This window comes from Pedobacter terrestris, from assembly GCF_052343045.1.
GTDB lineage: Bacteria > Bacteroidota > Bacteroidia > Sphingobacteriales > Sphingobacteriaceae > Pedobacter.
In genome coordinates, this window is the sequence record NZ_CP180264.1 from 4,215,646 (window position 1) to 4,230,649 (window position 15,004).

13 protein-coding genes are annotated in these 15,004 nt (G+C 37.7%); 6 read left to right on the plus strand and 7 right to left on the minus strand.

The window, feature by feature from the left end; all coding sequences use genetic code 11:
• Positions 1-12 precede the first annotated feature (12 nt).
• Positions 13-1,038 (minus strand): LacI family DNA-binding transcriptional regulator, encoded by a 1,026-nt coding sequence (locus ACJVDH_RS18015; RefSeq protein ID WP_443944789.1) that lies wholly within the window; start codon positions 1,036-1,038, stop codon positions 13-15.
• A gap of 290 nt (positions 1,039-1,328) precedes the next feature.
• On the opposite strand from ACJVDH_RS18015, the gene ACJVDH_RS18020 reads away from it, so the two are divergent.
• The 4 genes from ACJVDH_RS18020 (at position 1,329) to ACJVDH_RS18035 (ending at position 5,630) form a co-directional block, all read left to right on the plus strand.
• Complete coding sequence (locus ACJVDH_RS18020; protein ID WP_443944790.1) at positions 1,329-2,426, plus strand: vWA domain-containing protein; 1,098 nt, start codon at positions 1,329-1,331, stop codon at positions 2,424-2,426.
• A gap of 18 nt (positions 2,427-2,444) precedes the next feature.
• On the plus strand, positions 2,445-2,738 hold the full coding sequence (locus ACJVDH_RS18025; RefSeq protein ID WP_443944791.1) for a DUF3861 domain-containing protein: 294 nt from the start codon (positions 2,445-2,447) through the stop codon (positions 2,736-2,738).
• 54 nt (positions 2,739-2,792) lie between these two features.
• Positions 2,793-4,283: a magnesium chelatase gene (locus ACJVDH_RS18030; RefSeq protein ID WP_443944792.1), complete on the plus strand. Its 1,491-nt coding sequence runs from the start codon at positions 2,793-2,795 to the stop codon at positions 4,281-4,283.
• 93 nt (positions 4,284-4,376) lie between these two features.
• Positions 4,377-5,630 carry a metallophosphoesterase gene (locus ACJVDH_RS18035; protein WP_443944793.1) on the plus strand — a complete coding sequence of 418 codons (1,254 nt, stop codon included), beginning with the start codon at positions 4,377-4,379 and terminating at the stop codon, positions 5,628-5,630.
• Positions 5,631-5,702: 72 nt separating this feature from the next.
• Here the strand turns inward: ACJVDH_RS18035 and ACJVDH_RS18040 are convergent, their stop codons facing one another.
• The 3 genes from ACJVDH_RS18040 to ACJVDH_RS18050 form a co-directional block, all read right to left on the minus strand.
• Positions 5,703-6,392: a response regulator transcription factor gene (locus ACJVDH_RS18040; RefSeq protein WP_443944794.1), complete on the minus strand. Its 690-nt coding sequence runs from the start codon at positions 6,390-6,392 to the stop codon at positions 5,703-5,705.
• Positions 6,393-6,486: 94 nt separating this feature from the next.
• Positions 6,487-8,160, minus strand: a complete 1,674-nt coding sequence (locus ACJVDH_RS18045) for a sensor histidine kinase (RefSeq protein WP_443944795.1) — start codon at positions 8,158-8,160, stop codon at positions 6,487-6,489.
• A gap of 3 nt (positions 8,161-8,163) precedes the next feature.
• Positions 8,164-10,053: a S9 family peptidase gene (locus ACJVDH_RS18050; protein WP_443944796.1), complete on the minus strand. Its 1,890-nt coding sequence runs from the start codon at positions 10,051-10,053 to the stop codon at positions 8,164-8,166.
• Between the two features lie 221 nt (positions 10,054-10,274).
• On the opposite strand from ACJVDH_RS18050, the gene ACJVDH_RS18055 reads away from it, so the two are divergent.
• The gene (locus ACJVDH_RS18055; protein WP_443944797.1) at positions 10,275-12,104 is read left to right on the plus strand and encodes a tetratricopeptide repeat protein; all 1,830 of its coding nucleotides are present in this window, start codon (positions 10,275-10,277) and stop codon (positions 12,102-12,104) included.
• A 15-nt stretch (positions 12,105-12,119) separates the two neighbouring features.
• On the opposite strand, the gene ACJVDH_RS18060 is transcribed toward ACJVDH_RS18055, so the two are convergent.
• The gene (locus tag ACJVDH_RS18060; RefSeq protein ID WP_443944798.1) at positions 12,120-12,674 is read right to left on the minus strand and encodes a GNAT family N-acetyltransferase; all 555 of its coding nucleotides are present in this window, start codon (positions 12,672-12,674) and stop codon (positions 12,120-12,122) included.
• 75 nt (positions 12,675-12,749) lie between these two features.
• On the opposite strand from ACJVDH_RS18060, the gene ACJVDH_RS18065 reads away from it, so the two are divergent.
• Positions 12,750-13,055, plus strand: coding sequence for a DUF4286 family protein (locus tag ACJVDH_RS18065; RefSeq protein ID WP_443944799.1), 306 nt, complete (start codon positions 12,750-12,752; stop codon positions 13,053-13,055).
• A 65-nt stretch (positions 13,056-13,120) separates the two neighbouring features.
• On the opposite strand, the gene ACJVDH_RS18070 is transcribed toward ACJVDH_RS18065, so the two are convergent.
• Together ACJVDH_RS18070 and ACJVDH_RS18075 are read right to left on the minus strand one after the other, a co-directional pair.
• Positions 13,121-13,459 (minus strand): nucleotide pyrophosphohydrolase, encoded by a 339-nt coding sequence (locus tag ACJVDH_RS18070; RefSeq protein WP_443944800.1) that lies wholly within the window; start codon positions 13,457-13,459, stop codon positions 13,121-13,123.
• Positions 13,456-14,997 (minus strand): ArnT family glycosyltransferase, encoded by a 1,542-nt coding sequence (locus ACJVDH_RS18075; RefSeq protein WP_443944801.1) that lies wholly within the window; start codon positions 14,995-14,997, stop codon positions 13,456-13,458. Before ACJVDH_RS18075 ends, ACJVDH_RS18070 begins: the two co-directional genes overlap by 4 nt.
• Positions 14,998-15,004: the final 7 nt, after the last annotated feature.

Sequence of the window (15,004 nt, forward strand, 5' to 3'; positions counted from 1 at the left end):
TTATTTTTATGCCTAAAGCGTGCGCTGATTTTGAGAAGAAGACCTTATGTCGAGTTTGGAGGGGAGAATAACGGTTCTTTCATCGTCATAAATGATTTTACCATTTACCATTTTAATAAGCAAAGCCGCAGCCGTTTGGCCCATTTCAAAAGCAGGCTGTGTGATTGTGGTAACGGATGGAGAAAGAATGGCGGCATGTTTCGCGTTAGAGAAAGCAGCCAATTTAACCTCATCCGGAATACTGATGTTCATTTCGGCACAAGCTTGATATAAAGGCAGAATTAAATCTTCACCAGAGGCAATAAAAGCGTCTGGTGGATTAACACTTTTTAAGCAATTTTTTATTTGCTCTAAATTTGATGGTTCACTACCACTGCATAAAATAAAACGATCTGCATCAACCTTGATACAACAATCTGCATGTGCCTGTATGTAGCCTTCACTTCGTTGTTGGTTAGTAAACAAAACATCTGATGGAGATAAAAAAGCAATTTTGTAGCAACCACTTTCTATCAAATGACGGGTTAGTTGGCGGCTGGCTTCAAAATCATTTGTAATCACAGATCCATCACCAATTTCTTCTAAAATTCGATCAAAAAAAACAATGTCAACGCCCGCTTCTTTTAAATTCTCGAAACAAGTGTAATCGTCGTAGCGACTAACAACCGAAATAAGCACACCATCTACACGGCCGTTGGCTAACTGCGCCAAAATGGATTGCTCCCGCTCAGGCTTATCATGGCTTAGGTAAATCATCACATCAAAACCCTCACTTAGCGCAACCTCTTCTGCACCATTAACGAGCCGCGCAAAAAAGCTGTCTGCAATATCGGGTACAACTATCGCAATAGTTCTACATTGTTTACGCCGTAAATAACTTGCGTGCGGGTTCGGGCTATAATTTAATTCTTTAGCCAAAGCCAACACACGTGCTTTGGTTTCTTCTCCAATATCATAACTGTCTCTCAGTGCTTTTGATATTGTTGCGGTTGATAAATTAAGTCGCAAAGCCAGATCTTTCATTCCAACTTTTCCCATACTATATTTTTCTTTCTACGTAAATGATTAAGTAAATATATCCATTCAAAAACTCAATATCACAGCTATTTAATCGCAAATTTGAGTAAAGCACTAAACTGAATGAGCACGACATCCTCTGGAATCTTGATGCACATAGCGTACAAATGATTTGGTGCCTATATAGGTTAAACAACTTTCCTGTTTATCGGCCTGAAGTCTTCCAGAGCTACCATCAGGCCAAATATGACATGGCGCTTAAATTAGTTCGTTCTCAAACTTTTATATTCGATAATTCGTTATAAAAGCACATGAGAGGTTTTCGTTTTTCTGATTATAAGCCAGGTGATAAACCGGCTGGGGGGTTTGATGAGTTGCTGAAATTATTTAGTGAATTGCTGAATTATACATCTGGCGATGCTGCTGAAGCATTAAGCTGGCTCAATGAACTCGACAAACAATACAATTTGACATCTAATGATTATGGCATTGGAAACTTTATAGACGATTTAAAAGACAAAGGTTATCTTACAGATGATAACCAAAGCGGAGAGCTTAAAATTACACCAAAAACCGAACAAACCATACGCAAATCCGCGCTTGAAGAAATTTTCGGTAAGTTAAAAAAAGGCGGAAAAGGCAACCACAACAGCAATAAAAGTGGTTTAGGAGAAGAAAAAAATGCCGATCGCCGAGAATACAATTTTGGTGATAGCCTCGATCAGATTGATATGACCGCGTCTATCCACAATGCACAGATTAATCATGGCATTGGCAACTTCACGCTTACTGAACGCGACCTGGAAGTAGAAGAAAAAGATTTTAAAACTCTAACTTCTACAGTCTTAATGATAGACATTTCGCACTCCATGATTTTGTATGGCGAAGATCGGATTACACCGGCTAAAAAAGTTGCTATGGCACTCGCAGAGCTGATTAAAACGCGCTATCCAAAAGATACATTAGATATTGTTGTATTCGGAAATGATGCCTGGCCCATCAGCGTAAAAGATTTGCCTTATCTGCAAGTTGGCCCTTACCACACCAATACTTATGCTGGTTTAGAGCTTGCCACAGATTTACTACGCAGGCGAAAAACCCACAACAAGCAAATTTTTATGATTACCGATGGGAAACCAACCTGTTTAAAAGAAAACGGCCGTTATTATAAGAACAGCATGGGCTTAGACCGGAAAGTAATTAACAAAACATTAAATATGGCCGCGCAATGTAAACGATTGAAAATTCCAATCACCACATTCATGATCGCCAAAGATCCGTACTTACAACAGTTCGTGCGCCAATTTACCCAAATTAACGGCGGACGGGCATTTTACAGTTCATTGAATGGATTGGGAGAATACATTTTTGAAGATTACATTAAAAACCGAAGAAGAACAGTAAGATAGTTTTTAAACTGTACATACATGACAAAACGAACAAATACATACAAATTAACGCTAGAAGCACTTAGTCTGGCAAAAGAAGACGAAATTAAATCAGAACCGCTTACTATTGAATTTGACAATCACGATAACATTTTCAATATTATAAAAGCAATTAAACAAAAAGATTTGTTTCAAACTGAAGGAGACAGCGCGGAGTTCGCCATTGGATTAAAATTATTTGGCGAAGTCATGCTGAAAAACCGAGACAATGATCTGTTTGCCGAATTGAAGCCTGCTTTTGCTGAGTTTATGAAAAAGTTAAAAAGCAAATAACCAAAAGCATTAGGTAACTGGTTTACACCCGAATTATATTTACAATACTCATCCATGCAAAATACAACACTAGGCCAGTTAAAGGCAACCAACTATACATCCCGAAGCGTAAAAGACGAATTGAGGGAAAACTTAATTAAACAGCTTCGCGATAAAAAATCGGAATTCAAAGGTATTATCGGGTACGACGAAACTGTAATTCCGGAATTGCAAACTGCCATTTTATCGCGCCACAATATTTTGTTGCTGGGTTTACGTGGTCAGGCTAAAACGCGGATTGCCCGTTTAATGGTTAATCTACTGGACGAATATGTTCCATACGTAGCGGGAAGTGAAATTTTCGATGATCCACTGAATCCGATTTCCTGGTATGCGAAAAACGAAATTGAGCAAAAGGGAGACGATACAGAAATTGCCTGGTTGCACCGGAGTGAGCGTTATACTGAAAAATTGGCTACTCCAGATGTAACCGTTGCAGATTTAATTGGAGACGTTGATCCCATTAAAGCCGCAACTTTAAAACTAACCTACAACGACGAACGTGTAATCCATTTCGGTTTAATCCCCAGGGCACACAGAAGCATATTTGTAATTAATGAACTTCCGGATTTACAAGCCAGAATCCAGGTAGCATTGTTTAATATGCTCCAAGAAAAAGACATCCAGATTCGCGGTTTTAAACTGCGCCTTCCATTAGATATTCAATTTGTATTTACAGCAAATCCGGAAGATTATACCAATCGCGGCAGTATTGTTACGCCTTTAAAAGATCGGATAGAAAGCCAGATTTTAACGCATTATCCAAAAAGCATTGAAATTTCAAGAAAAATTACTTTCCAGGAAGCCAAATTATCGACAGAGCAGAAAGAACAGATTGAGGCAGATGGATTGGTAAAAGACTTGGTAGAGCAAATTGCTTTTGAAGCCCGGAAAAGTGAATTTATCGACCAAAAATCAGGCGTTTCTGCAAGGCTAACCATTTCTGCATATGAAAATTTAATCAGTACAGCAGAACGCAGAATGTTGATTGCCAACGAGAAAAATACGTTTGTTCGCCTGTCTGATCTTGCTGGAATTATTCCGGCCATTACCGGAAAAATAGAACTCGTTTATGAAGGCGAGTTGGAAGGGCCCGCGCACGTAGCTACTACATTAATTGGTAAAGCCGTAAAAACTTTATTTGCCCGTTATTTCCCGGATCCAGAAAAAGCAAAAAAGAGCAAATCGGCTAATCCATACGTTCAGATTACCGAATGGTTTACAGAAGGGAATAATCTTGATGTGACAGATGTTCTAAGCAATAGTCAATACAAAAAAGTTTTAATGAGTGTACCAAACCTGTACGATTTGGTTAAGAAATTTCACCCGAAATTAAGCGAAAATCAAACGTTATTGCTAATGGAATTCGTGCTTCACGGATTGGCAGAATATTCTCAACTCAGCAAAAACCATCTGAACGGAGGGTTCGCATTCTCAGACATGTTTGGCAGCTTATTTAACGCAGAATTTGGAGAAGAAGAGGAAGACGAAGACGATTTTAGATAACCGTCTATATTCATAATTTAATTAGCTTTGGTGGCATTATCTGTAAAGATAAGCAATCAAAGCTTTTTTATTTACACCACATTAGTTACAAAAATGGGCAGATTACCCCTCATCCTTGCAGGCTGCATTCTCATTATCCTATTCGATGTTTATTGCTACCGCGCCATTACTTCAGTTTTTAAAAAGTGGAGACCCACAACCAGAAAAATATTTGGAATTGCCTATTGGACGTATAGCCTCTTGCTTATCATTGGCGTGTTTTGTGGCATTTACCTCAACCTATTTTTAACACTCCGGGCAATTATTCTTGTAGCATTCTTCTTAACAGTTGCCTGCAAACTGGCTATGTTGCCATTTCTTTTACTTGATGATTTACGCAGATTATACATCAAGTTATTCAAAAAGAAAACTCCTGAAACTAAAAGTTCAGCGCCTTTAACACCTGGCGACGATACGATTAGTCGTTCTGACTTTCTGGTCAAAGCTGGATTGGTTGCCGCTGCAGTACCGTTAACATCACTAAGTTGGGGCATTATTTCTGGCGCCTATGATTATCAGGTAAGGCGCGTAAATTTAATTCTTCCCCATTTACCAAAAGCATTTGAAGGCATTACACTCGGACAGATTTCAGACATTCATTCAGGTAGTTTCTACAACAAAACCGCAGTAAAAGGCGGCGTAGAAATGTTGCTGGCAGAAAAACCAGACTTCATCTTTTTTACGGGCGACCTTGTAAATAATCTGACCAAAGAAGTGCGCGATTATCAAGATATTTTTGCCAATGTTAAAGCACCGCTTGGCGTATATTCTTCACTAGGAAATCATGATTATGGGGATTATTATTTTGGAAAAGAATCTTCTCCAGCTAAGGTTAAAAACCTGAAAGATATGGTTGATGTGCACAAAGTAATGGGTTATGACCTATTGATGAATGAACACCGACGCTTGAAAGTGGATGGTGAGGAGATTGGTATTTTAGGTATTGAAAACTGGGGCATGGGCAGATTTCCAAAATATGGTAAAATGGAACTTGCGGTTAAAGATACAGATGATTTGCCGGTTAAATTATTGCTGAGTCACGATCCGTCTCATTGGCGTGGAGAGGTATTGCAGAAATATCCGCAAATTGATGCGATGTTTAGTGGTCATACTCACGGTATGCAATTTGGTGTTCGCCTGAAAGAATTGCAATGGAGCCCCGTGCAATACATATACAAAGAATGGGCAGGTTTATATCGCGAGCAACAACAACAGCTCTACGTAAATGTAGGTTATGGCTTTTTAGGCTATCCGGGCAGAGTAGGTATTTTACCCGAAATCACAATTTTTACGTTGAAAAGAGCTTAAATATTTTTGAGTGAGAAAATGGGCGTTTCGCCAAAACATTCTCTCACTCAAAATGACACCGTTATCGTTAACTTATCCTGCGTTAAAACGATAACCAATACCACGAACAGTCTGCAACAACTGTGGATTATCCGGGTTTAATTCAATCTTCTTACGCAAGCGCACAATGTGCATATCTAGCGTACGGGTATTAACATCAGAGTTGTAACCCCAAACCACCAACATCAGTTCATCTCTATTGATTACTTTACCGGGATTACGTAAAAAGTAAAGCAGAATCCGGTTTTCCAGTATAGTCAACTCAATCTTCTTTCCGTCTCTAAATAAAGTATGGATATTTGGATGGTGTTCCATATTTCCGAAACGGTGAATTTCTGCGGTATCTTTATTTACAATAAACTTCACTTTACTGTCTAACATGGCAACCAAAACATCCATATTAAATGGTTTGGTAATGTAATCTGAAGCGCCAAAATTATATGCATCAATTTTGTCTACATCCTGGGCTTTTGCAGTCATCATAATAATAAGGTTTTCAAAACCTTGTTTACGAACATTCTCGCAAACTTCTGCGCCTTGTTTGTTGGGCATCATCCAATCCAGCAGAACAATATCCGGCTGATCGGCAATTATCATACGTTCGCCTGCCTCGCCATCATTGGCTTCCAAAATTGTATATCCTTCTGCTTTTAGTCTGTGAGCAACCAAAAAACGAAGGTTTTCATCATCTTCAACAATTAGTATTTTTACTTCTTTAGACATCTGTGTTGTATAAAAGGTGTTTAGTAGAGCGGTGCTCTCTGCAATTGTTTATTTTATAAATGGCCGCCTGTATTGCGTACAGGTTGCGGCGGTTTTAATTTTCGTAAGGAAGCACAATTTTAAACTCTGTACCTACGCCAACTTTACTTTTGACCGAAATTTCGCCCTGCATAAAGTTAACCAGTTCTTTGCAGAATGCCAAACCCAAGCCTACACTTCCCATTTGGTTGTATTGATTCTGTATTCTGAAAAATTTCTTGAAGATATTACCCAATTCGCTGCCGGCAATTCCAATTCCTTTATCTGCAAAACGAAATACCAGGACGCCTTTAATCAGCTTAGCAGATATGTGAAGTTTCTTGTTTTCGGGTTTAGAATATTTGTATGCATTTTCTACCAGGTTATCAAATAAACTGCCCAGAAGGACAGGATCGCTGATGAAAGATGTAAAACCTACAACTTCGTACGTGATATCGAAATCCGGATGTTTTAGCGTATGCGATTCTATTGTACTTTCTATAAAATCTGTAATATTTACCGCTTCCTGGTTTAGTTTAATTGCTTTATTTTCAATCTGTGTAAAGGCCAGCAATTTATTCATTAAACCGTTTAGCTTATCGGCTTCTTCATCCAGAATTTTACCGTATAAATTCAGTTCGCGTTCAGAAAGAACCGTAGCACTTTTAATGTTATTTCCAGCAATTTTAATTACACTTACCGGTGTTTTAAATTCATGCGTCAGGTTATTTACAAAATCATACTGCAGTTTAAACATTTTGCTGTTGATGTTTAAATTGCGATAAATTAAAAATGCAACCAGCAAAAGCACACCATACACCAAAAGCAAAACCAAAGCAATCGGCATAAAATAAATGAACGTTTCTTTTTTGATATAAGATTTTGAAGAAATCATGTACAACTTAAAATTCGAAAATGCGCCTGGAAGTGCAATTTCGGTAGTCATGTTTTCTTCAGAAATATCTATAGGATCATAAGTAAGCGGTTCTACTTTGATGGTTTGATACAGTAAAGGTCTGGTATTAATGATTTTTAACCGAGATGCCGCCAGTTGAAAAACCAGCATATCTTGTTGATAAACCGGCATTGGATCAAGTTTACGCTTCATCATCTCCTTATAGTTTTTCAAGTCTTCAATTCTAGGAATATTGAGATAACTGATCTTATTAGTATTGGGATTTACTACAGAAAAGTTGGTAAAAAGCGCTTCTTGAGTGGGAACACTGGTGGTATCCAATTGATCTACAAAAGTTGCGAGTTTATATGCCAGTGCGTTAAAATCATCACCTACATTAAAAGCCTTCGTATTATTTTCTGAATATAATTTTGTAGAATCTGAAGGAATACCTTTCCCAAACTGAAAGATGAATTTTGGCCCGATGCCGAGTTGATTGGCATTAATACCATCTCTAACGGGCATATTCTTAACTTCGGTATCGTAAAATATCACTTTAGTTACAAAGGGATATTTAAGCATAACGGTATCTACAAAACGTGATGCTGTAGATGAATCCAGAAATCCGTTGTAATACGAAATTTCGGGCATTTTATTCTGGAAAAAATCATTATAGGGTTTAATGGTTTGTTCCAAAACATTTACCTTTTCAGATACAAAATCTGTTTCGATGGTTTTCTTGCTGAAATTAAAGGCCAGAAATAAGGAAAGGATAAAGAGGATTGAAATCAGTGCGATAAAAGTAACTACAAGGGAAAAATTTTTCCTATACCCGCTGTTCTTATCTAAAGCCATGAACTATCGCTTGTTTAAATTTTGCTCTAGAAACGTTTCGAGCGCTTTATAAAGTGCTGTTCTGCCTTGCTGGCGCAATACCGGATTTGGGCCTTCTTCTTTTTCTATATAGGTTACCTCAATATTTCGTTTTTTCAATTCTTTAATAAATTGAACACCTTCTGCAACGTTTACGCGCGGATCTTTAGAGTTTTGCGCAAAAAATACCGGCGCTTTAAAACGATCGGCGTGAAAAACCGGAGATGCATAACGCATGTAATCTGTATCGCTTTCCGGATTGCCTACAATTTCATAATACATTTGCAGATTAGTCTTTAAAAATGGTGGTATGGTCTTAAAATAACTAAATAAATTGATAACACCAGAATTTGATCCACCACATTTATACAATTCGGGGTTTTTATATAAACAGTTCAAAGCAATGTATCCGCCAAAACCATAACCGTATACGGCAACTTTATTTGGATTAACCAGTTTTTTATCAATTAACCACTGCACGCCATCATTTACATCTAACTGGATTTTATCTCCCCATTCTTTAAAGCCCGCAGCATAAAATGTTTTGCCATAACCGGTAGAACCACGATAGTTTACCTGAAGCACAGCATATCCTCTGTTGGCTAAAAACTGAACTTCTGCATTATACCCCCAACTGTTACGCCCGCCCGGACCATGATGCGGAAGCACAACCAAAGGCAAATTAGACGCCTTTTTATGATTTGGCAATGTTAAATAACCATTAATTAACAAACTATCTCTGCTGCGGTAACTGATCGGTTTCATCTTACACATTTGTTCTTCCTTTATTGAAGAGTTAATGTCTGCCAGCTTTTTAAGTTTATTGTCTTTGGCCAGATACAAATAGTAAGAACCCGGATTTTTATCGGTGAAGGTACGCACAATAAATACGCTGTCTTCTTTGTCTTTATCCATAATCTTCCACTCGGTTCCGGGTAAAAGTTTTTCAATTTTAGAGTAGGTTATTTTCGTTTCCTCATCCAGATAAACTTTCTCTTTCTTCCAGGTTTCGCAGGTTACAAAAAGCATTTTCTTTTTAATGCGCGAGTATTTTGCATCAACCACATTCAGTTTATCATTCCCGAAAAGGACTTTATTTTCAGCACCTGTTTTTAAATCTAGTGCAACAAGCGCATTTTTATCCCGATTTACATTAGAAATAGCATACAAAACATTGTCTTGATTTTCAGAAAATGCAACGGGTTGTAAAGTAGTATCAAAATTATGTGTAGTAACTGGCGTAAATGGCTTGTTTTCGCTATCGCGATACATTAGCGTTTCGGTTAAACCATCGCTGGCTACTGCAATTTTTAAAACGCCTTTACTATCTGTCATCCATTCGGTAACATTGCCCGGATTTTTGGCGGCAATATCCATCTTCCCATTTCTGACATTTAAACGGTATACATCAAAAACTGTAGAATCTCGTTTATTTGATGCAACAATAATGTATTTATCATCAATTAACTGGTCTTCAATAACCTGCAAACGTGTTTTCTCATTTGAACCCAACTGAACTTGTTTTGACCCATCTTTGTTGATTACAAAAAGATCAGATTTGCGGTCTTTACTATCGTCTTCAGTATAATATACCAATTCATCGTTACTCGTCCAGAAGTAAAAACTGATACTTTTATCGCTCAAACGGGTAAGTTGAACGTTTTTACCATCGGCAATGCTTTCTACAAATAAATCGAGCTTTTTATCTTGCAATTTAAGGTAAGATAAACTCTTTCCATCTGGAGAAACACGGTAATATGCTTTATCCTGCGTTTTAAAAAAATCGTTCACAGGGATCGTATCTTCCCCGTCTGTGCTTTTGCAAGCCCAGATAAGAGACGCCACAAATACCAATAAAACAATCCTTTTCACCATAAAAAAATAATATAGGACGACAAAAGTATGCAACCTAAACGCTTTAAGATAAAATACACCAACAATGTTACTTATGTCGCTATATTGAAGCGGATTAATTTAGTGTTTATAACATATCTTGGAAACAGTACACGAGTAACATTTAAAATACGTTTTAATTTAGCATGCGCCAGAGCCAGTGAAATATTAAAATGTTACATTTAATTTTTGATTCCCTGCATATGAATAGATTGCTTTTCCTTTTCCTTCTTTTCTTTTCTACAGCAATTGAGGCCCAGGTTCTTTTTCAGGGACAAAATGCCAATAAGGATGAAAGTGCCTTAGCTATTCAGTATTTTCAGGATGGAGAATATGAAAAAGCTTCGGTGCTGTTTGAGAAACTCATTAACAAACCCAATAGCGAAGGCTATTTTGATTTGTATTTTACCACATTAATGCGTTTAAAAAAATATGATGTAGCAGAGAAACTGGCCAGGAAACTTATTAAACAAAGCGGGCAAAATGCAGACAGTTACCAGGTGGCATTGGGTAAACTTTACCAGGAAAAAGGAGATGAACAGGCAGCAAATAAAATTTTTAACGAGGTAATTTCCAAACTGCCGAATGAAGAATTTAAGATCAGGCAGCTCGCCAATAGTTTTTACCGCTATGAAAATTATGAATTAGCGGTACAAACATTTAGGCAAGGCAGAAAAATCCTGAACAACAATGAAGCATTTACTTTTGAATTGCTAAACATTTACCGGTTTAAAAAAGATAAACCAATGTTGATGCAAGAATATCTTGGTGCATTAGAAACCATGCCGCAATTATTGCCACAGGCAGAATCTGTTCTTTCCAGCATTTTTGAAGATAAAACAGATTACCAGACTTTTCAGGCAGCCATTTTAAAAAAAGTGCAGAAATTTCCGGATGCACCGATTTATATACAATTGCTTACCTGGAACTATATTCAACAACAAGAATTTGAGCTTGCTTTAAGGCAATTGATTGCTTTTGATAAAAGAACGAAAGCAGATGGTGCCACCATTTTTAATGCCGTTTATACCTTTGTGGATAATGCTGCGTACGATGCCGCAATTAAAGGTTATGAATACTTGCTTACGAAAGGGAGAGAAAATACCTATTATTTGCCCTCCAAAATTGAGCTGCTAAACACCAAGTTTAACATGCAAACCAAAGGGAAATATGCAACTGCAGATTTGGCATTGCTGGCCAAAGATTACCAGGGTTTACTTGATGAATACGGAAAAAATAAAAATACACTATTTGCCATGAAAAAAATGGCAACCTTGCAGGCATATTACCTTAATGAAGCCAAAAAAGCAGAAGCGATTTTGGAAGAATCTTTGCAATTGCCCGGACTTTCATCAAACGATATCGGTCAATTGAAAATGGATCTTGGCGATATTTACATTCTAACAAACCAACCTTGGGAAGCATTTTTGGTGTATGAACAGGTAAGTAAACAATTTGAAGGCCAGCCATTAGGAAATGAAGCGCGCTTTAGAAGTGCAAAGCTCTCTTTTTACCAGGGAAATTTTGAGTACAGCAACAGCCAATGTGCCATTTTAAAAACGGCTACATCACAACTGATTGCAAACGACGCTTTAAATTTAAGTTTATTGATTTCTGACAATATACAAACGCCGGCAGACAGTAGTGCATTAAAAATGTTTGCCGATGCCGATATGCTGGTTTTTCGGAATTTGCCAGAACAAGCCATTAAAAAGCTGGACAGCATTACCATCCGATTTCCACAAAATAGTTTGTCTGATGCCGTGCTGATGAGTAAAGCACACATTTTAATTGAGCGAAATGATTACCAACAGGCTGCCGAGATCCTGAAAAAAATCTCTGAAGATTTTCCGGATGGAATCTGGACGGACGATGCTTTATTCAGTCTGGCCGATCTGTACGAGAAAAAATTGAATAATGCCGAACAGGCAAAAATCTATTTTCAGAAACTGATCACAGATTATCCGGGCAGTATGTTTAGTACAGAAGCACGTAAAAGATTCCGTAATCTGCGCGGCGACGGTATTTCTTAAAACCGTTTACAGCATTTATTTCCAGTCCCAAAGCACAATATTCCATTGATCACCACTTTGATCTGTATAATCGTGAATGGATTTAAAGCCAACATGCGCATGTGCCGTCATTGAGCGCAAATTGTTGCTGGCTATTTCTGTAATGGCAAAATCATAGCGTGCAGAGAAGTGATCTTTATACGCATCGTAACAGGAACGAAATAAACCTTTAGCCCGAAAATCTTTATCAATACAAACCTGGCCAACTACTACATAATTGTAATCTGAAACAGGTTTATCACCGTAAAAAACCTCATCAAAACTGTCATACATTTCAATGAGTCTGGGGATATCATTTTTAGACTTTTCGGTCATTCCCAAAACGTAACCAATAACGTGTTGGCCATTTGTTGCAATTACATTTTTTTCGTGTTTATGCATTTTCTGCAGATCATCAAGCGTGTGCGATACCGTTACAAACCCTTGCTGCTGTATGTCATCGGCAGAAAGTACGTGTTTTAAATTCTTTTGCTGAAGGTCAATAATGCCATCGAGATCTCGATTTGTGGCAGATAAACGAATTTGGATCATCAGAGTATAGATTTACAGCCTAAGATAAGAATTGCGATTTAGAGATCAACTCAGATCAATTCTTATCTTTGCATTATGCTTTTATACAACGTAACACTGATTTTAGAAGATTCTGCAGCTGCAGAATGGAAACAATGGATGCTAGACACGCACATTCCGGAAGTAATGGCCACGGGTTTGTTTGTATCTAACCGATTGCTGAAAGTTGTAGATTCTCCAAATGAAGGAGTAACATATTGTGCGCAGTATATCTTGGAAACATTAGAAAACTACAACACCTATCAGGAACAATATGCGCCAGCTTTACAAGCTACATTAAACGAAAAGTTCGAAAACCGTTTTGTAGCGTACAGAAGTTTGATGGAATTTGTAAATCCCTAGTTTCGTAAAGAGGAATAAATAAAATCCAACATTTGGATATAAACGATGGAAATTCAAAGTTCCCATTAGGGGATTTGGGGGTTTATCTTCTGATTTGCTTTATGTCGCTCGGCGTCTCTGTTGGTTTTCTTTTCGAGGTTTTTGTGTAGCGCATCTGTCAGGTCAATTCCGGTTTGGTTGGCCAAACAGATCAAAACAAACATTACATCGGCCATTTCATCAGCAAGGTTTACCTCCTCATCACTCTTTTTGAAAGATTGTTCACCGTATTTTCGGGCCATAATCCGAGCAACTTCGCCAACTTCTTCCATTAAAATGGCAGTATTGGTCAATTCGTTAAAATAACGGATTCCGGTAGTGTTGATCCATTGATCTACTGTTTCTTGTGCTTCTTTAATAGTCATTGTTGCTCTTTTATTATTTCGGCTTCAATTATTGGATTGATGTTGATTTTTGCTCCCTCCAGCAGAAAAACTTTGGTACCATACTCGCGCGAGTACGGATTTTTTACTTCGCCAATCTGCGTAATTTTTTCGAAAATAGGCCTTTCTTTTTCGCGTTGCGGATCATCATCACCTATCGGCCTAATTAAAATTAAATCCTTAAGTGGTTTACTCATCCTAAACCATTTAAAATAGTCATCGCTATAGGCAACCGCGCCGATATGTGGATATTTAGAATAGTAATTAATGGCGCCTGCTTCTCCATAATTATCTGCGCGCACCAAAACCGAACTTTTATCTTTAACCTTGCTGTAGGCAAGATCTGTTAAATACGCCATTTCTTTCCAGCCTTGCATATCAGCATAATCTTGCGGCAAAGTATGGTCTTTTCCGTCTTCCCAACGAAGCAAACCGACTCTTTTAAACCTCTCGCTATTTTGAATAATTTGTTCTGGCGAGTATAACGGCATTAATAAAGGTAAAACGTATACAAATGATCCAACGGTAAATACCAAAAGTGTGGTGAGCAGAGCCCTGCGTTTAGCCAAAACCGACGCAAAATAAACAGCGCCAAAGCAAAGCAAAACGGGATATAAGCCCAAAGTGTAATAATCTTTCCCTTTAAAATAGATGAACACCAACAACGTAAATATATAAGTAAGAACAACCCAGCGATATGGATTAAATCGCTTGGAAAATATTAATGCAAAGATCCCGGCGAGCAGAAAAAATATGGCGTTGAGGAAAAACAGAAGCTGGCTCATCAGAAAGTTGCTTAATGTAACATGCACCAATTGCAGTTTTTGCAGTAAACGCATGTGATGAAGTACCGGAAAATTGTTGCTCATCTGCCACAAAATATTGGGCATGGCAATTAAAACCCCAAGCAATACCGCAAAATAAAGGTGTTTATTGGCGAGTATTTTTCGCTGCTTACTTACAACAATTGCCGGCAGCAAGCCTATCACAAGAAATAAAATATTGTATTTATTTAAAAAGCCAATTCCAATTGTGGCTGCAAAGAAGTAGAGATATTTGTTTTGATCAACGTTAAAATAACGGATTAGAAAATAAAACGCTGCTGTCCAGGCCAAAACATCAAAAGAATTAGGTTGAAATAAGCTGTTCAAGCGGAGAAAAATTGAGCAAATCATGGCCATGCAAACCATGCATTTTGCTAAAAGATTTCCTTTTACGGCATCAACAATTTTCCAACAAAACAGCATGGTAAGTGCACCAAAAATTGCCGGAAACAACCGAACCAGGTAAAAACCACCGCCAAGTTGCTGAATAATTAAAGAAAACAATGACGTTAAAGGTGGTACCGAAAAATAACCGAACGCAAGATGATTGGCCTGATCAAGATAAAGAAATTCATCCCGATGAAAATCATAAACACGGTTTACCAAAACCAGGCTTAATACAATTTTAATTATCAAGAAAAGACACAGAATTATGGGTTCTGAAATTTTTATCGGTTTTTCGGATTGAGCGTTCATTGATCTG